This is a genomic window from Yoonia sp. BS5-3, from assembly GCF_038069655.2.
Classification (GTDB): Bacteria; Pseudomonadota; Alphaproteobacteria; order Rhodobacterales; family Rhodobacteraceae; genus Yoonia; species Yoonia phaeophyticola.
Map to the genome: position 1 here is coordinate 1,636,619 of NZ_CP150951.2, position 19,784 is coordinate 1,656,402.

Below are 19,784 nucleotides of genomic sequence, written 5' to 3' on the forward strand. Positions count from 1 at the left end.
GGATGGGCCTGCCAATCGATCTGTGGTCCTTTCCGCTAGATAAACCCGACGCGGGAAGCCTGTCGGCGGATGAGCAGGCGCGTGCCAACCGTTTTGTCTTTGCACGTGATCGGGACCGCTATGTCGCGGGCCGCGCGCGGTTGCGGGCAATCCTCAGCCAGTATCTGGACCAACCCGCCGCTGATATCCGATTTGGCTATGGTTCCCATGGGCGGCCCGGCGTCGATGGCATTGCGTTCAACCTAAGTCATACGGGCGATCAGGCTTTGCTGGCTGTTGCGCAGGATGTTGTCTTGGGCGTTGATATCGAAGCGATCGCGCCTATCGAGATGGCTGTCGCCAAAGCACATTTTGCACCAGAAGAACTGCGCGCATTGCTGGCTTTGCCTGAACCCGGCCAGGTGCCTGCATTCTACCGCTGTTGGACCCGGAAAGAGGCATACTTGAAGGCGATGGGAACGGGGCTTGCGACGGATTTGTCCAGCTTCACAGTGACTTTGGGGCCGAATGAAGACCCGAAATTGCTGACATGCGCGCCCGGGGACGCTGCGGCGTGGCAGCTTTTTGATGTTGCCCCAGCGCCAGGCATTGCGGGGGCCTTGGCGGTGCGGGCAGGGGCGCAGCAAGTGACGTTGAATTGGCGCAGCGATGTTCCGGCGGCGCACCGCTTTTCAAACCGGGCTTAGAAAGAAATCTGCAAATTCCACAGTGCCTTCAATCTCGGTCAGATCCAGCATCAAAGCCACCTCATCAAACCCCTCTGGCATGCGCCCGTCACCGGGGGATGCAGGATGGGTGTTGGCCGTATTATTCAAATAACGCGTCCAATCGGTTGTTGCAGGTACGGGCCAAATATCACCGATCACCTGCCGCGTGTCGCCTTTGACCGCCTGAACTGAGGCAAGGATCGTTCCGGGTGTTTCACTGCGCAAGCGAAAGAAAACGCCAAGCTCGGCGCCGGGGCGGGCCACACCAAAAAGCCAGATATGCCGGTAGGCGGGTGAAGCCTTGAAGGTTGTCACATCGGTTGGGAACCGGTTGAACGTACCCGCTGCCCCATTGCTTGTGCGCAAATCCAAAGGGACCGTTCCCAGCAAATTGCGTTGCGGATCAAACTGGACGATCGGCGCCATATGCCGGGGGCGCCGCCCGCGTATCAATGCAGTATCCAGCCGCCCCAAACCGCCGGCCAATGCGCCACTTTGGCTGCGCAAGTTATAAGTGGTGACGTCGCGCATCGACGCCGTCGCCGCCCGCGAGCGAAGCAAAAAGATGTGTTGGCATTGATTACCAGCGTCAAAATCGGCACCGGTTACCGTGAATGAACCGCCGTTTAATGTCACATCGCCCTGCCCAAGATCGATCAGGGGTTTGTCAGAGGCTTTTGGGCGGTTCACCTCAAGATGGCAGCCGTGCAAAAGCAGACGCCCCGAGCCGACGAAAACCTGATCAACAAAATCAATTGCAGTGCCAAACAATGCCACTTCGGCATCATTGTTCAATATGGCGATCTCTCCGCCGTCAATGACACTGGCATAAAGCGAAATCAACTCACCAGCATCGCGCAGACCGCCCAGAAAGTGCAGGCCCGCTTTTTCGCAGGCGCAGCGCAGCCCGGTCGCATTGATCAGATAGGCCCGGTGTGAAAACATCAGGCCGGTATGAAAATTCCGCACTGTTACATCCCGCAATATCAAACGCGAAGATCGCGCCTCGGCGCCTGTTTCAAAGCGTATCCCGTGGCGCAAAGTGCCCAGACCCGGGCCGACGATCTCAATCCCTTCCATCCACTTGTGGCCATATTGCGGGCTGTCCTCATTTGAGGCGATGAGCACGCATTCGCGCTGGCCGTGGAAGGCGATTTGAAGGGCGCTGATGCGGATATCGGCGTTGGTTTCGATGGTCAGCTGCGCATTGGGGACCGGCCCCCAAAGCTCAAGATCGTGATCGCCTGAAGCAATCGCGGTGATGCTGGCGGGGGTCGCTGTGGAACGGTCTGACAGTGACACTTTGACGTTTGGAAAATCCGCATCACCGGTCACCGCATCAACTGTTAGCGACAGGCGATAGCGGCCTTCCTCGGGCAATTGCAGATCATGGATCAAAGGGCGCGCTTGCGCATCATTGCTAGTAGAAAGGACGCCATTCGTGCGTTCCCACCCTTGGGTCAGCGCAATGTCATCCAGCTGGAAAATCGGATCATGTCGTACCGGTTCCGGGATCGCTGAGAAATCAAGGACAGCGCCCGCCCCGCGCAATGCCATGCGGGTTGGATCAATCGTAAGCGGGGTCAGGCAGCGATGGCGCTTGTTTTCCAGATCAATCGCGAAAGGACCAAACCGCGCCGCATGGTCGAGCGCGCGTTGGATCGCGAGCGCATCATCATCCCGGTCGCTGGCTTGTGAAAACCATGCAGGTTTCAGTGCGCCGCTGAAATCCATCCGCGTCCAATACTGCCCGTCGGGGCCTTCGATCTGGACCACGCCATCGGCCAGCCCGTTTGCGGTCTTGCTTTCGAACCAGCCTTGGCCGGGAATGTGGATTGGGCTGTTGGTGGCTGGGCTGGTTTCCAGATCAGCCAAATCGGCAAGAGCCGTTGTTTGCGCCTGGCCCTGCCGGGCAAATACCGCGCCCAGCGTCACAGCAGCCGTTCCGGCCAATCCTGCCAAGCCACGCCGCGAGATCATCGGTGCTGTCCTGCAAAGCGCGGCTTGGGTGCCGCTGGGACAGCATCTGGCAGCTGCATTGCCGCACCCGTGATGATCCTTTCGTAAAGACGATTGTGCGCGTCGGCCCATTCCGGCAATGCATGCCCTAGCGTCTGCCCCTTAGCACGGGCCGCGGCACCAAGCTGCGCGACCAGTGCATCATCTTCCAGAATGCGGGCCAGTGTCCGCGTCAGATCATCCACATCGCCAGCATGAAACCCTGTTGCGACGCCTTGTTGCATTAAATCATCCGCTGCAAGAATAGCATCTGACAGGATCAGCGGCAGGCCGGTTGCGACGCTTTCATAGGCGGCCAGGCAAAAAGGCTCGGGGCTTTGGCTCCCAACAACGGCGGCGCGCATTTGCATCAGATGGCGGGCGATTTCGTCGCGCGGGGTGTGGCCGTGCCAATGGTGTTCGGGATATGCGATGCGCAGGGCGTCCAGATCTTCACCATCCCCGAAAAAGGAAATGGCGGCACCCACGCGGCGTCCTGCTTCGGCCAGATCGTGGACCCCTTTGAGCCGTTGAACCTGCCCGATATGGGCAATCCCTTTTTGCGCCTCTGGTGCTTGGGTGATCGGGCCAAATGGGGTGACCGGGTTTGCGATTGTGGTAATATGCGCAGGCTGAATTGCGCGGTTTAGCCATGGGCGCATGGCTGGATTGATCATGACAAATGTCGCGGCTTTCAGATGCGGCGCAAGCTTTGAGAATAGTACTTTTTGCCGCGCTGTACGCCAAAGCTTATGGGCATAGGCCCGTTTGTCACATTGGGTGGCGATACAGCCCATCGATAGCGGGCGGCGTGTGCACACCGCGTTGCGCGGGTAGTCCAGATAAGCGCCGTTTGGGCAGGCCAGAAAGAAGTCATGCGCATGGATGACACAGCGCGCTGCCACCGGGGCCAGCGCATCGAAAACAGAGGGCGATAAGATATTGGACCAATTATGCAGATGGTAAACCGTGCGCGGCGTGTCATTCTGCGCGATCCAAGCGCGCAATTTGGCAGCGGCCGCACGGTTGTATAGACCCCGCATGGCTGCCTTTGACGCGCGTCCATCCAGCAGCGGTGCCCCGTCAAGCGCGATGCGCTCAACGCTGCCCGCCGGTTCCGCCGTCCCGCTATCTCCTGCGATGAATGTCACCGCTGTGCCTTTGGCCCCGATGGCCCGCGCCAGCGCATCAGCAAGATAGCCCGCCCCCCCTTTGGTCGACGAGAAATCATTTAAAATGACAACCCGGTCAGGGCGTGCCATTGGAACCTGTGTCCATGTTGAACACGCCCTCGGGGCGAAGCCGCCCGCGGATCAAATCACCGAAAGCCCGCAGGTTCCCCAAAAGCCGCCCGCGGCGGTCAACCCAAGGCTCGGGCCAAAAGGATTTTGCGAGGTTGGCCGCAACATTCCGGCTGATCATTCCCAGCGCATGGGACGGGCGCATCGACTTGCGCCCAATCAGATAAAGCGGATTGGCAACCTGGGAATATCCCAGTTTGCGACCACTGGTGCGGCCACCCTTGGTGCCCAAATGAACCCCAATCAGGGCCATGGCTTTGACGCAGCGCCCATAAGCCGCGACTTGGCGCGAAAAATCGACATCTTCCAGCCAGCCGTAAAGCGGAAGGCGTTCGTCGAACCGCAAGTTGTTTTCACGGATTGGAGCACAGCGGAAAGCCATATTGCAACCATACCCGTTATGTACGTCAACAATATCGGGATCTGGCGCCTTTAACGCCGCGCGGGCCAGCAGGCGTCGTGCTTCTTTTGGCGCGAGGCCTGCGTTTTTGATCCCGTCGGCAATGACATTGCCGGTCATCACGGCGATATCGGAATTTTGCTGGAATGCGGCATCCAGCTTGTCCAGAAAATCTGGCGCCATGATGAAATCATCGTCAAGAAAAAGGATGACATCCTCGTCCTCAAGGGCATCAAGGACAGCATTGCGTTGAACGGTAAGCCCTTTGGGGCCGATTAGGATATCAATCGGGGGATGCATACCGCTGGCACGGGTGCGGCCCACATCATTTGCGCTGGCGGCAGACACAATAATGCGGTCGGGCGACCGGGTTTGACGTTTGAGGTCTCGGACAGCCTCTTCAAGGGTGGCGGGCCGGCCCGTTGTCACAATCGCAACGGTTATTTTCATCAAACGCCCCTCCGGTTTTGCGAGGGTAAGAGCAAAGCGGCACGACCTGCCAAACAAAGAAAAATCATTGGTCTAACAACACAATCTGAGCACCAAAATACGGCGCGATTCCAATTTAATAGGAAAACGATAGACCAATCGCGGCATTTTTGACAGTTATTTGGTTAACGTTTCATGGCCGCGCGAAAAACCGCCGCATTATCAAGGGCCTGGTCCTGGGTTCAGGATGGCTGCCGCGCCATCCCGTCCAGCCTTTTCGTTTGGGGTGCCAGTGTTTCGGGCTGTTTTGATGCCACGGCAAGTGCGGCAAGAAAGATCAAAGGAATGCCCGGGTCGGGCACTGTTGCAGCCAGTAGCATCGAAACCATAATCGCAAGCGCCCCGATACGTGCATTGGTCAGGGTATGCTGATGCTGCGCAGTGGCACGCCCTGCGAAGGCACACCATAGGAAGATTGCAAAGAACGCGGTCCCCAAGATGCCGACGCTGCCCAGCAGCACGAAGAGAAACCCGTTTGAGCGCAATGACCCAGTGCCGACGCCCAGCCCCCAAGAATCCCGCAGGGCCTCTAACCCGCCAAGGGCCCAGGCCGTGCGCTCTTGCCCCGATGAACTGGCGGATTTGTCCAGGATCAGATCCGTTATGACGGATGAAATGATCTGCGGCGCCTCGGTAAAGATCATGAGTGCTGCGATAGTGCTGGCAAGGCAGGCCAAGGCAACCCCGCCCATAAAAACGGTGCCGCGCCCTAGCCGTGTCGGGATGTCAGCGATCAACTTGGGGGCCAGAACGGCGCCGACAACTGTTAACGCGATGATCCCCGTGGATGAGAGTGCGAGAACCGCAAAAACTGCATTGCCAAGCGCCAGAAAACCATCACCCCATCGCTTCGACGCGGCCCATGCCGAAGCAAAATAGCCGAAAAACATCGCACTTGCGGCGCCGAAGCTGGCTGCCTCGGAATAACCGCCGATGACTCTGGGGATACCGCTTACCGATGCCTCGTTGGACAGTGAATAACTGGCGGTGCGAACAAAGGATAAAAGCTGATCCAAAGCGGCCAAATCCAGCAGCCCAAGGATGATATTCACGGTGGCTGCCAATGCCAGACAGCGCGCCCCAAATGCCGCGCCCCGCTGCCGCAGGATATAGGCGGCCACAACAAAGAAACCGCAGGCCAACAGCACATAGAATGTCTGGGAAATGTTCGAACTACTGGGACCCAGCCAGACTTTGGTCCATGCAAATTGCGTGCTGACCCGAACGCCAATGGCGTCGCGGGACAGCGAAAAAACCATGGTTTCCCCGGCAAAAAGCCGGACCAAAACGGTTGCCGAAAACACGGCGTAAAGCGCAAAAGCCAAAAGGGCGGTGGTGGCAGGCGTGATGTGGATCGGTTGTCCGCGCAATAGCCGCGATACCAGCACGAGGCCTCCACCGGCGACAAGTGCGGCCGCAACCGCGTTGACGGCCAGAATCGACAGCCCCCCAATCGCAGGCAGGCCGATCACGGCCAACATCCCAAAAGGCATCATCGCGGCTAACAGCAATAGCGCCCGATGCATGCCGCCAAATGCGCAGATACCCAGGATCCCAAAGAACAGCAGTGATGCTGAATACAGCTGCAAACGGCGCCCCCTGACCGTCGGGGGTGGCTACCCGGACACGGCCCTTATCGAAAAATGTGCCTCTCAATATGAAGACAATGGCACATTATTTCATATTTTACGAGGCTTTCAGTGATCGATAAACACAGGTGATTCGTCAGGTCATTACTCTACCGGCTCTCTTTTGAAGGGATTTACCTTTGTTTCGAATCGGCTTTGGCGCGTGTCTGGCGGCGCAGCAAGAAGCGCCGCTCTCGACGGCTATGCGCTTGGAAACGCTACGTGTATTTGAAATGAATTGACCCCCGGATTCTCTTCCGCGCAACAAAATAACCAATTTGCTGTTGACCGCAGAACTTTTACACGCGTTAATATTGGTTAACAAAAGATTACCGACTTGGATTTTTGTCGGCAATTCGCATTGAAAATTTGATGGTTCGTATTTTGAGCTAAGGCCCGCGTCGCATTTTGAGGGCGTAAGTATTTTGGAGTTTCTGCACAGATCGCAGCGTTTTGCGATCACCCTAGGCGTTTTTGAGTTGGTTTTATGCCCGCAGTCCAGTCTGCGGGCGCAATATGGTTGGTGAATTTTATGAATGCTCTTTTAGACGGATCGGTCGTTGAAATTTCTCATTGCGTATTTGATTTAGACGCGACAATTCCATCTTTGTTTTGCGCGCAGGCGCAGCACTGCCCCGATAAAATCGCGGTGGTTCAGGATGGGCGGCGCATCTCTTATGCCGATCTGGCTGGGCAGGCTGCGGGCGTTGCAAACGCGTTGCTTGCCTCCGGCATCCGCAAAGGTGATCGGGTCGCGATTTTAGCGCATCGGAGTGTCGATGCCGTCGCGGCCCAGCTCGGTGTGACAGCGATTGGCGCCGCATTCGTACCGCTTGATCCAGACGCACCGCAGCAGCATTTGCGCCAGGTGATCGCCGAAGCGCAGGCGAAGACCATCTTGGCGGGACCTGGTCAAGTCACGGCTGTCATGGATCAGACGCCTGTGATCAGCCTTGATATAGCACCAGCGACACAAGCTGATTTTGAGGCACTGGTTTCTACGAATGCTGCCGCTATTACAGCCGCTGATTTAGCCTATGTCATTTACACATCTGGATCGACCGGACGGCCCAAAGGCGTGATGGTCGCCCATCGCGGGGTATGCCGTTTGGTGCGGGGCCAAAGCTACGCCGATCTTGGTCCTGATCAAGTGATGCTGAACATGGCGGCCGTCGGATTTGATGCCAGCATCGGCGAGATTTACAGCGCCGTGCTCAATGGCGGTACGCTGGCCATTCTACCTGACCCAGCCCCATCGCTGGACCGCATTGAAGAGGTCATCGCCGAGAACCAGGTTACGATCGCTTATATCACTGCCGGTTTGTTTCACATCATTGCCGAGCATCGTCCGCAGATTTTGGCGCCCTTGCGGCAGGTGTTCCCCTGCGGCGATGTGCTGTCTGAAACCCATGTCAAACGGATGCGCGCGGCGCTGCCGCATTTGCGTATGATCAACGGGTACGGCCCCACGGAAAACACTGTCTTCACATGCTGCTACCCGATTGATGAAAACTGGACAGGTGGCCCTGTGCCAATCGGGCGCGGTCTAAACCATGATCATCTGTTCGTGCTTGATGAAGGGCTGGAACCGTTGCCTGCTGGCGAAATAGGCCAACTTGCCGTTGGCGGGGCCGGTGTCGGGATCGGGTATCTTGGGCGGCCCGATCTGACAGATGCCTCGTTTGTGACATTGCAAACGGATGATTTTCAGGGCCGGGTCTATTTGACTGGCGATCTTGTTGCGATGGACGGTGATGGCATCGTCAGGTTTCATGGCCGGTCGGACCGGCAGGTCAAGATCAACGGGCAACGGGTTGAGCTTGATACCGTCGAATATGCGCTGCGCCAGGATGGGGATATTCAGGATGCTGCCGTCGTGGCGTTGCGTCGCCCCGATCAAAGCCAGCAGATTGTGGCCTTTGTCAAACCTGCCCCGTATTTGGATGGGAATACCGATCTGGCTACGGACGTCCTGTCGCGCTTGCGCACTGCCATCCCGGCAGCCGCTGTGCCGTCGCAACTCATGATCCGTGACAGCTTTCCGTTGTCGGCATCAGGTAAGGTTGATCGCAAGGCCCTGCTTGCGGCGCTGGAAACCCGGCAGACGATCAAGCCGGTTCAACCGGCAAGCCTCGGCGGTGTGATCCGGCAGGTCTGGCAGGATATTTTGAGCTGCGAGATCACGGATGAGAACCGAACCTTCTTTGAACTGGGCGGTACGTCGCTGCAACTGATTGCGGCACATGCGCTTTTGCAGGAACGGTTGGGGCGCACTTTCGATATCGCGCTGATGTTTGAAGCCCCCCGCATTCGCGCGCTCGAACAGCGTCTCGACGCGCCGCAGACCTCTGATGATCCCATTGCGGCCCGGCGGGCAGCCATGGCCCGTTCGCGCAAACGTAGCCGGGCGAGGGCGTCATGAATCAAGATCGCGTGATCCCCGAAGAGCTGGAAGGCGCAATCGCCATTACAGGCGTTGCAGGGCGGTTCCCCGGGGCTAAATCCGTTAGTGAATTCTGGGATGCCGTCAAAGAAGGGCGCGATTTGATCCGTCCACATGCGCCCGATACCTTGGCCGACAATTTCTCGGACGCAGCGCGTGCGCAGGACAATTACGTGCCGGTACGCCCGGCTATCGATGGTGCGGATATGTTCGACGCGCCGTTCTTTGACATGTTGCCCCGCGAAGCGGATCAGACCGACCCGCAGTTCCGGGTGTTTCTGGAAACCTGCTGGCAAGCGCTTGAGGATGCAGGCCATGATCCGGCCCGTGCACCCGGCCCGATTGGGGTCTTTGGTGGCGCATCAATGTCCACCTATTTTCTGAACAACGTCCTGGGCGATCGGGCGAAAACCGAAGACTTTGTATCGACCTATCAGTTGGGCGATTATCAGCAGTTCATGGGCGCGCTCAGTGATACGCTGGCGACCCGTGTCGCCTTTCGGATGGGGCTGACCGGCCCGGCAATCACCGTCTCAACAGCCTGTTCAACGTCGCTGGTCGCTGTTGCGCAGGCCTGCCAAAGTCTCGAGGGCTTTCATTGCGACATGGCCCTGGCTGGCGGCGTGTCGATCACCTTCCCGCAGGAGCGCGGCTATTTTTATCAAGAAGGTGGCATGGTCTCGCATGACGGACATTGCCGCCCATTTGATGCGGGGGCAACAGGCACCGTCTTTGGGCATGGGGCCGGGGTTGTCACCCTGCGCCGGTATGAGGACGCGCTTGCCGATGGTGACCAGATTTATGCGCTGATCCGGGGTTTTGGGCTGAACAATGACGGGTCCGATAAAATCGCCTTTACGGCGCCCAGCGTCACCGGGCAGGCGATGGCCATCGCCCAGGCCCAAGGCATGGCAGAGATTGAGCCTAGCAGTATCGGCTATGTCGAATGCCACGGCACGGGGACGCCATTGGGCGATCCGATTGAATTTGAAGGGCTCAAAAGGGCCTTTGCGGGTACACCTGCGGGCCGTACCGCGCTTGGGTCAGCTAAGGCGAATATCGGCCATTGCGATGCGGCGGCAGGGGTTGTGGGGCTGATCAAAACAGCCCTGATGCTGCGCGAAAAGACTATCCCGCCAATGGCGAATTATACGGCGCCGAACCCCAAGATCGATCTTGATCAAAGCCCATTCCGTATCCCAACCAAAGCCCAAGTCTGGGATGAGCCAGGCCCGTTGCGTGCCGGGATCAGTGCGCTGGGCGTGGGCGGGACAAACGCCCACCTTGTGCTTGAAGAGGCGCCAGAGCCGGTCTCGGCCCCCGCCTCTGGTTTGTTTACATTGCCAATCTCGGCAAAGGATCCGGCGGCGCTGACCGCGCGTGCGCTGGAATTGGCTGACAGACTCGAAACTGATGACACCCTATCGCTGGCTGATGTCGCATTCACCCTGCAGGAAGGGCGGCGCGTCTTTGATCACCGCCATAGCGTCACTGCTGCAACAGGGGCCGAGGCAGCCGCTGCCCTGCGTGCGCCTTTCCGTGCGCAGGTTGCAAAAAACGACGGTCCACCGGTCATGTTCATGTTCCCGGGGCAAGGCGCGCAATATCCGGGTATGGGGCAGGGGCTGTATGCGGCTGAACCCACCTTTTCCAATATCGTTGATCAGGGCCGCGAAATCCTGTCGCCGCTTCTGGATCTGGATATTGCGGACCTGCTTTATGGCGCGCAGGATCAAGACAGTGCGGCGCGGGTATTGCGCGATACCGCAATCACGCAGCCCGCGCTTTATCTGGTTGAATATGCCACGGCCCGGCTGTGGCAGGAACACGGTATTCAACCAACCGCGATGATTGGTCATTCGGTTGGTGAATTTGTTGCCGCCACGCTGGCCGGGGTAATGGATTTTGAAACCGGGCTGAACCTGATCGCGGCGCGCGGGCGCCTGATGCGTGACCAGCCCACTGGGGCAATGCTGTCGGTCCGTGCCGGAATGGACGAGATCGCGCCGCTTCTTTGCGATGGGGTCGATATCGCAGCCCGCAATGCACCAAAGCTGATCGTGTTGGCCGGACCGGATGCAGCCATCGCCGAGATGGAAACAAGGCTGAACGCCGCTGACCTGCCTGGCAAAAGGCTGCATACTTCGCATGCGTTCCATTCGGCCATGATGGACCCGGTTGTCGCGCAGCTTAGTGCAGAGGCGGCCAAATACAGCTTTGCTGCGCCGCGCATTCCTTATGTTTCCTGTGTCAGTGGGACATGGATCACCGATGCCGAGGCTTGTGATCCGGCCTATTGGGCCCGCCATTGCAGGGCCAAGGTGAACTTCCAATCCGGGCTGCAGACATTATGCGCCGGGGACATGCCGCCGATCCTGCTTGAGGTCGGGCCAGGGCGCGGTTTGGGCGCATTTGCAGCGCAAGGCATCGCCCGCGACGGGCGGCAGGCGATTGTCCAATCACTGCCAGATCACAGCGCAGCAGACCAAGACCAACACAGCATGGCGGCCGCTTTGGGCGCCCTTTGGACCAGCGGAGCCGCCGTTGACTGGTCCCTGACCCGCAAGATGCCGGGGCAACGTATTTCACTGCCCGGCTACCCATTTCAGAAAAAGCGGCACTGGATTGACCCGCCGACACCCATCGCGCGCCAATCCTCCAGCCCTGCTGCACCAGATAGTCCACAGTTTATTCAGACGAGTGATACCATGCCAACACAACCAGCAACGCCAGACCGTCATGACAAGCTGACGCATGACATCCTAAGCCTCTTGGCCGAATTGTCCGGGGACAGTTTTTCTAACGATGATGCAAGCTGCACCTTCCTTGAACTGGGGTTTGATTCCCTGCTTTTGGGGCAGGTCACGCAGCGGTTGCAACGCGATATGGACGTCGCGTTAACTTTCCGCCAATTGATGACGGACTTCCCGACGGTCAATGATCTGGTCACCCATCTGGACGGGGTTCTTCCCGCAGAGGCGCCAGCGCCTGCGCCGGTGGTGACACCAGCGCCGCAAGCAGCCCCCAGCATGCAAATGCCAGCCCAGGTATCTGGTGATTTTGGCGCATTGATGCAGGCGCAGACCCAAGCAATGCTGACCCTGTTCGACAGTCAGATGCGGGCCATGGGCGGTGGGCAGCCAGCGCCTGAACCTGTCGCAACACCTGCTCCCGAACCGCAAACCACGCGTGCGCCCGTTGCGCAAAGCAGCAATGAAGATACCGCGCGCCATGACCTGAACCGCCGCAGCGCCGCGCAGGCGGACTTTACGCCAGCGCAGCTGACCTTTGTGGACGAAGTTTGCAAAGCATACTCGGACAAGTTCCCCACATCAAAGGCGCGCGCACAAGAAGGGCGCCGCGCTTTGGCTGATCCGCGCACCGCATCAGGTTTCCGCAGCGAGTGGAAAGAGCTGGTATTCCCGGTGATCGCCGAAACCTCGAAAGGGGCGCGGTTGGTCGACCCCGACGGCAATGCGTTTGTTGATCTGGTCAATGGTTTTGGTCAAACCGCCTTTGGGCATGCACCAGACTTTGTCACCAAGGCTGTCGCCGCGCAGATGGAAAAGGGCTTTGCCATTGGCCCGCAAACGCAGCTTGCCCATGAGGTCGCACAGAAATTTCTGGCCGTGACAGGCCATGACCGCGTGACTTTCTGCAACACAGGATCAGAGGCGGTGATGGCCGCAATGCGCCTGGCACGCGCAGTGACAGGGCGCGACACGGTTGTCTGTTTCAAAGGTGATTATCACGGCCAATTTGACGAGGTTCTGGTCAAAGGGCGCAAATCAGGCGATCCAACGGCCCTTCCGGCAGTGGCGGGCGTGCCTGCCGGGTCTGTCAAGAATATGGTTGTGCTGGATTATGGCAGTGATGCTGCGCTTGACTGGATCCGGGACAATATCGGCGAAATCGCCGCTGTCCTGATCGAACCAGTCCAAAGCCGCCATCCCGAGCTGCGCCCGCGCGCCTTTTGTGAAGAGGTCCGCCGGGTTACCGCCGATAATGGTGCTGCGCTGATCCTCGATGAGATCGTGACAGGCTTTCGCGTCGCGCGCGGGGGAATCCAGGAACTTTGGGGCATCAAAGCTGACATGGCCACCTATGGCAAAGTTGTCGGTGGGGGCATGCCTGTCGGAGTGCTTTCGGGTGCCGCACGTTTTCTGGATGCGCTTGACGGCGGCCATTGGCATTTTGGTGACGATTCAATCCCCGAAGTGCCGCCCACATTCTTTGCCGGGACATTCGTGCGCCATCCGTTGGTGCTGGCAGCTCTATCGGCGGTTCTGGATCACATTGATGGCGAGGGGGCTGCGCTTTACGACCGGGTTGCACCGCGTACGGATCAGCTTTTGAACCAGATGAATGATATCCTGGAACAGCGCGGCTTGCCACGCGCGGTGACAGGGTTTTCAAGTTGGCTGATCGTGAACCTATCGGCCCATGATCCGCGCGCATCGCTGCTCTATCCGCTGATGCGGCTGGGCGGGGTCCATGTGCATGACGGTTATCCTTGGTTCTTTACAACGGCCCATAGTGAAGCGGATTTTGACACGGTGGCGCAGGTCTTTGCCAACGCGATCGACCGTTTGCAATCTGCAGGCATTCTGACGGGCGACGCGCCGCAAATCGGCGGGCTGACCACGCTGCCGTTGACTGAACCCCAGAAAGAGGTGTGGATGGCCGCGCAATTGGGCGATGCCGCATCGGGCGTTTTCATCGAAAGCATCAGTTTGCGCCTGACCGGGGCGCTTGATGTGAGCGGTCTTGAGGCCGCCCTGAACGATGTTATCGCGCGGCATGACGCCTTGCGCCTTCGCTTTGCAGCCAGCGGTGAAACGGCCGAGGTCATGGCGCAGCTGAAGCTATCCCTTGATGCAGAGCAGCTGGACGAAGCCGGGCTTGCAGCGTTGATCAAGGCAGATGCAACCGCGCCTTTCGACCTGGTCAATGGCCCGCTGATCCGTGCAAAACTGGCCCAGCTTGGCCCGCAAGAGCATGTTCTGGTGCTGACGACCCATCACATCATCTGCGATGGCTGGTCAACCTACCTGATGATTGAGGAACTTGCTGCGCTCTACAATGCACGTCTGTCCGGGGCTACGACTGATCTGCCCCAGCCGGTCAGCTTTGCTGCATATGCTGCCGATCCAAGCCATCACAGCCCCGCGGACAGCACTTTGGCGTTTTGGGGCGAACAGTTTCCAGCGGCGCCCGAATTGCCCGATTTGCCGACCGATACGCGCCGGAACGACCAACGCAGTTTTGAAGGGGCGACCTATTCCTATCTGATCGATGCAGATTTGGGCAAATCGCTGAAACGGGCTGCCGGGAAAGAAGGGATCACCCTGTTTACGGCGTTGTCGGGTGCATTGGCGGCATTGCTCAGCCGTCTGAGCGGGATGCAGGATACGGTCCTTGCCGTACCAACCGCTGGGCAAACGCTTTTGCCCGATAGCCATCTTGTTGGGCATTGCGTCAATCTGCTGCCGGTCAAATTCCATTGCGATGGGCAGGATAGCTTGCGGTCCTATCTTAAGGGTGCAGGAACCACAGTTCTGGACTGCTTTGATCATGGGGATACGACCTATGGCGCGATCCTGCAGGCGGTTGGTTTGCGCGGTGATCTGAACCGGCAACCCTTGACCGAGGTTCAGTTTAACCTTGATCAGCAGCCCGCCGATTTCGGTTTTTCCGGGCTTGAGACGCAGATGCAAAGCAATCCGCGTGCGCATACCAATTTCGACCTGATCTTCAACGTCACCGAAGAAAAGGCCGGGCTGCGGATCGATCTGACCTATGCCAGCGATATCCTTAGTCAAGATACGGTTGCGCGCTGGTGCGGGCATTATCATCAGCTTCTTGCGGCGATGGCGCAGGATTTGGACATGTCCGTCGCGTCAGCGCCAATTCTATCTGATCAGAATAGCAGCGCTTTGGCTAAGCTCGGCAATGACACGGCTTGCGCAGCATCGCCCTTTGAACGGGCCGATGCGATGATCACGCATCAGGCCGGCCAAACACCGGGTGCCATCGCGATTGAAGATGCGTCAGGCACGATGGATTATGCGACTTTGGCGCAGAAAAGCGATGCGTTGGCGGCAGCCTTGCAAAAGAAGCTGCCCGAACCGGGCGCCTATGTCGCTGTGATGGTCGCGCGTTCGGCAGATCTGATCGTTGCGCTTTTGGCCGTGATGAAAGCCGGGCATATCTACGTCCCGCTTGATCCGTATCATCCGCAAAGCAGATTGCGCCAGGTTTTGGAAACGGCTGGGGCCACTGGTCTGATCCATCAAGGCGATGCGCCCGCGCTGGCGGCCGGACTGGATATCACTTGCATTGATGTCGGGGCGAAACAGCCCAAAGGCAAACCAAAACAGATCAAACGCACTGATGACCTTGCTTATGCGATCTTCACCTCCGGTTCGACTGGCACACCCAAAGGGGTTGAGATCCCGCATAGGGCTTTGGTGAACTTGCTGACATCCATGGCTGAAAAGCCGGGCTTTACAGCGGCCGACACGCTTTTGTCGGTCACAACCGTGTCCTTCGATATCGCCGCGCTTGAGCTTTTCTTGCCGCTGATCACAGGGGGCAAGGTTATCATCGCAGCCGAAGAAGATATTCGCGAAGCCTTCCCGCTTGTGACGCGCTTGTCCCGGGGCGATGTGACCGTGTTGCAGGCGACCCCGACGCTTTGGCAAATGCTGGTTGAGGCAGGGCTGAAAGCGACACCAAACCTAAAAATGCTTGTCGGGGGTGAGCCTTTGCCCCGTGATCTGGCCGATCAGCTGCGTGATCTGGGCGGCGAGCTATGGAATATGTACGGCCCGACCGAGACGACCATTTGGTCATCCTGCGGGCGGGTCGATGGCGGTGAAATCGACATCGGGCAGCCCATCGCCAACACGGTTATGCATGTGCTTGATGCGAATGACCAGCTTTGCCCCATCGGGGTAGTTGGCGAGCTGAATATCGGCGGGGCCGGGTTGGCGCAGGGCTATCTGGGCCAGGCGGAGCTGACCAATGCGGCCTTCCGCGATGTTGATCTGCCGGGTGAAGGTGTGACGCGTCTCTATCGCACGGGCGATTTGGCGCGGCGGCAGGCAGATGGATCAATCGCGTTGCTGGGGCGGCGTGATGGGCAGGTCAAGTTGCGCGGCTTCCGGATTGAGCTGAGCGAGATTGAGGTCGCGCTGCGCGGGATCGACGGGATCAAAGCGGCAGCTGTCGATCTGCGGGATGGTCCTGCTGGCCCGGTGTTGGCGGCGTTTTATGTCGCTGATGGGCAGGCACCAGACATTGCTGCTTTGTCTGCTTCCCTCGCGCAAGCGCTGCCGGGTTACATGGTGCCGGGTCGGTTCCAGCAGCTGGATGCATTGCCGCAGACCGGGAACGGGAAACTGGACCGGCGGGCTTTGCCTGCGCTTGATCCAAACGGGCCTGCCCCCACAATGGCGCGGGAAATCAAAGCGCCAAGCACCGATACAGAACGTCTTTTGGCTGAAATCTGGGGCGACGTGCTGGGGCTTGAGGTTATCGGCACCCAGGATGATCTGTTTGCCTTGGGGGCGGATTCGCTTTCGATCTTCCGGATCGCAGCCCGTATGATCGACCGGAACCTTGGGATCGAAGCGCGGCATTTGATGCAGCACCCGACGATCGAAGGGGTCGCAAAACTGATCGCGGCGCAAGCCGATGCGCCGCGTGCACCATCGCTCAAGGATTTTCGGAACGGCGCAAGACGCAAAACGGCGGTGCCAGCATGAACACCCAGGTTGATATCACAGGGCAGGATACGCCAGATACGGACGCGCTTTGCTTTCCGTGTTCGGCAACGCAGGAACGGTGCTGGTTCCTCAATCAGCTGAACCCGGGCAATCCGGCGTTGAACGTGGCGATCCGGTGGGCGGTGACCGGGCGCTTTAGCGCCAAAAGCTTTGAAGCGGCATTTGCAGCAGCGATCGCGCGGCACGAAATTCTGCGGACGCGGTTCATCGATCACGGCGGCAAGCCGATGCAGCAGGTGATGGAAAGCGCCGATTTTCATCTGTCTGAGATTGATATCCGGGCCACGCCAGAAGATCAGCAAGATGACCGGGTCGAAGCCATCGCCACCGAAAGCGCGGGTTTGCCCTTTGATTTGACGCAGCCAGCGCCCATACGGGCCACGCTGATCCGGCTTGGTAACGACCGGGCGGTGCTGGCGATCACTGTGCATCAGATCTGTTTCGATGGCTGGTCAATTGGCGTTCTTGGCCGCGAAATCGGCGCGCTCGCGGCGGCACATGATGCAGGCACCATGGCTGACCTGCCCGAGCTGCCATTGCAATATGGGGATTACGCGCTGTGGCAGCAGGAATATTTCGCCAGCGATGCTTTTGCCGCTGATCTGGACCCATGGAAAAAGCGGCTAGCGGATATGCCCTATTTTGAGCTGCAGCCAGACTTCCCCCGCCCGTTAGAACGCAGCGCGTCTTGCGCCTTTGTCAAAGCAGACCTGCCGCCATCCTTTGGGGACAGGCTGACGGCCGAGGCGCATAAGCGGTCCATGTCGCCCTTTGCCTATGGGGCTGCGGTGCTCAGTGCGATGTTGTCGCGCTGCGCGGGCAGCGCCGAGGTGACATTGGGCACCCAGGTTGCCGGGCGCACAGATGTTGACCTGGAAACGTTGATCGGGGTGTTTATCAATAACGTCGTGCTGCGTTTCCAGACGGGCGAGGATACGACACTGAATGCGCATCTCGACCACGCTAGGGATGTCGTGCAAAGCGGGCTGATCGGGCAACACGTGCCCTTCAACAAACTGGTCGAAATCGTCAACCCGCCGCGCGATCCGTCGCGCACGCCGCTGATTTCTGTCAATTTCATTTTGCAGCAGGCGTTCCTGGAAACAGCAACCTATGGGGATTTTGAGCTTGCCAGCGCGCCATCTCATGCGCCCGGGGCGATCTATGATTTCAGTTTTGTGCTGATCGGGCGCGAAACCGGCTGGCGGATGACGCTGGAATATAACACGGACCTGTTTGACGCGGCCACCGCACAGGATCTGCTGGCGCTTTGGCAGGAATCGTTCCGCTTTGCCTTTGACAATCCCGATCAGCCCCTCGCGAAGATGCCGTTGCCGACACATCGGGCTGATGCGCGGGCTGAAGACGCGCGCCATCTGGAACGGATTGAGGCAGCACTTTGTGATCATCCACTGGTACGCGATGCCGCTGCGCTACCATATTCGCATAGTGACGGGGCAAGGCGGCTGCACGCATTTGTCGCGCCGTCCCAGGATGCCATGGTCCCGCTTGAAACACTGCCGGCCACTTTGGCCGACCATTTGGCAGATACGCAGCTCAGCGATCCACGCCCTGATGGGATCAGCGTGCTGCCGACCTTGCCCCGCGACGGGGCGGGGAATCTGGCTAAGGCAAAGCTGCCCCTGGCCGAGGCCGTCCGGACCAGCTCCAGCCATCTTCCGGGCCCAGCTGGCGACACTGCGCTGATCGAAGAACGGCTCGCGACAATTTGGACAGATCTTTTGGGTCTGGAAACGGTTGGGCCAACGGATGATTTCTTCGCGCTGGGCGGGCATTCCTTGCTGACGGTGCGGATGTTGTCGCGGATTGAACAGGAATTCGGGCAACGGCTGAGTCTGTCGGCTGCCTATCGCAGCCCCACATTGCGCGGGCTGGCGCGCCATCTGTCCGGTGACGGGGGCGCACAAACGGCTGTTGCGCCTGGTGACGATTGGCGTGTGTTGGTGCTGCGCTCCGAAGGGACGGGGATACCGCTGATCGCGATCAATAACGCGCAAACGGTCTTTGGGCTTTCCGGTGCGTTCGAAACACCGCGCCCGGCTTTCGCGGTGCGCATCTATGACAAGGCACGGGGCATCAAGCTGGTGCCGCGCCGGTTCCAGGAAATCGCAGCCGACTACGCAGACGCCGTCAAAAGCGCACAGCCCGAAGGGCCATATGCGCTGTTTGGGGTCTGCGTTCATGGCAATCTGGCCATCGAAGTCGCACGTCTGCTCAAGGCTGAAGGACATGAGGTCGCGGCTGTGATCCTCAAAGATGTGTGGGAGCCATCCTACGGCGAGCGTATCAATGCCAGCTGGTACAAAGCCATGCTGAACCGGCTTCATTTCTTACGGGTCCGGCTGCGGTTTTTGCGCAAGGGTGATATCTCACTTGCGGCATTTATGGGGATGTTCGGGATCTTTCGCAGAACCGGGCTGCTTTCGGTTGCGGTGCGGCTGGGCTTGATAGACCGGGTCCGCAATACCGATTTGGACAAAGAGCAGGAAGATTTCATCGCCTACCTTTCCGACGCACGTAACCAGCACCAGCCAGAGCCGTATGACGGCGATGTTTTGCACTTCGTCACGCGCGAATCCCCAACGGGGCGCGCCTTTGATAAGGCGATGGGCTGGGGGCGGGTCGTTACAGGGCGACTGATGACCAAGCAAATTAGCGAACTTAGCGTCGCCAGGTCGCATGGGGGGGATATCAGTTTGGCCGCACGAGAAATCGAAACCTTGCTTGGCGCGTATGATGCGGATCTGGCTGTAAAAGGCCGGGAGGATCAGGAAAATGCGTAGTACAAAACCGCAATCCAGAAGACGGCGCATAGAAGAATGGCCGCAATACGGATATTGCGACCCTCTTTGGATGGACGGGATACGGTCGGGCGCGACGCAACCTGCGGTTTGCGATCCGCGTTCAACGCATTGTCCGTCTGCTCATGTCCGTCCAAGGGCGAACCCCTTTCCTTTGCGGCACCGGATTGCACCCGATAACGCGTTGGTCAAATCGCTCGAATCCA

The 19,784-nt window shown here is 58.8% G+C and carries 9 protein-coding genes; 4 read left to right on the forward strand and 5 right to left on the reverse strand.

The window, feature by feature from the left end; translation table 11 throughout:
• Positions 1-2: 2 nt before the first annotated feature.
• Complete coding sequence (locus AABB29_RS08305) at positions 3-686, forward strand: 4'-phosphopantetheinyl transferase superfamily protein (RefSeq protein ID WP_341367379.1); 684 nt, start codon at positions 3-5, stop codon at positions 684-686.
• On the opposite strand, the gene AABB29_RS08310 is transcribed toward AABB29_RS08305, so the two are convergent.
• The 4 genes from AABB29_RS08310 to AABB29_RS08325 all read right to left on the reverse strand — a co-directional run bounded on the left by AABB29_RS08310 (position 672) and on the right by AABB29_RS08325 (position 6,484).
• Entirely contained in the window at positions 672-2,687 is a 2,016-nt protein-coding gene (locus AABB29_RS08310) for a hypothetical protein (RefSeq protein ID WP_341367378.1), read from the reverse strand. The two genes, AABB29_RS08305 and AABB29_RS08310, sit on opposite strands and share 15 nt — an antisense overlap.
• Positions 2,684-3,967, reverse strand: a complete 1,284-nt coding sequence (locus tag AABB29_RS08315; RefSeq protein WP_373636871.1) for a glycosyltransferase family 4 protein — start codon at positions 3,965-3,967, stop codon at positions 2,684-2,686. Before AABB29_RS08315 ends, AABB29_RS08310 begins: the two co-directional genes overlap by 4 nt.
• Complete coding sequence (locus AABB29_RS08320) at positions 3,954-4,856, reverse strand: glycosyltransferase (protein ID WP_341367376.1); 903 nt, start codon at positions 4,854-4,856, stop codon at positions 3,954-3,956. Before AABB29_RS08320 ends, AABB29_RS08315 begins: the two co-directional genes overlap by 14 nt.
• A 221-nt stretch (positions 4,857-5,077) precedes the next feature.
• Positions 5,078-6,484, reverse strand: a complete 1,407-nt coding sequence (locus AABB29_RS08325; protein ID WP_341367375.1) for a hypothetical protein — start codon at positions 6,482-6,484, stop codon at positions 5,078-5,080.
• Between the two features lie 571 nt (positions 6,485-7,055).
• Here AABB29_RS08325 and AABB29_RS08330 point away from each other — a divergent pair.
• Genes AABB29_RS08330 through AABB29_RS08340 form a run of 3 tightly spaced genes read left to right on the forward strand, consistent with a single transcriptional unit; the run spans position 7,056 to position 19,560 of the window.
• The gene (locus AABB29_RS08330) at positions 7,056-8,945 is read left to right on the forward strand and encodes a non-ribosomal peptide synthetase (protein ID WP_341367374.1); all 1,890 of its coding nucleotides are present in this window, start codon (positions 7,056-7,058) and stop codon (positions 8,943-8,945) included.
• Positions 8,942-16,735, forward strand: a complete 7,794-nt coding sequence (locus tag AABB29_RS08335) for a non-ribosomal peptide synthetase/type I polyketide synthase (RefSeq protein WP_341367373.1) — start codon at positions 8,942-8,944, stop codon at positions 16,733-16,735. Before AABB29_RS08330 ends, AABB29_RS08335 begins: the two co-directional genes overlap by 4 nt.
• Positions 16,732-19,560: a condensation domain-containing protein gene (locus AABB29_RS08340; RefSeq protein ID WP_373636872.1), complete on the forward strand. Its 2,829-nt coding sequence runs from the start codon at positions 16,732-16,734 to the stop codon at positions 19,558-19,560. Before AABB29_RS08335 ends, AABB29_RS08340 begins: the two co-directional genes overlap by 4 nt.
• Here the strand turns inward: AABB29_RS08340 and AABB29_RS08345 are convergent.
• Positions 19,545-19,715, reverse strand: a complete 171-nt coding sequence (locus tag AABB29_RS08345; protein WP_341367371.1) for a hypothetical protein — start codon at positions 19,713-19,715, stop codon at positions 19,545-19,547. The genes AABB29_RS08340 and AABB29_RS08345 overlap by 16 nt on opposite strands.
• Between the last annotated feature and the right edge of the window lie 69 nt (positions 19,716-19,784).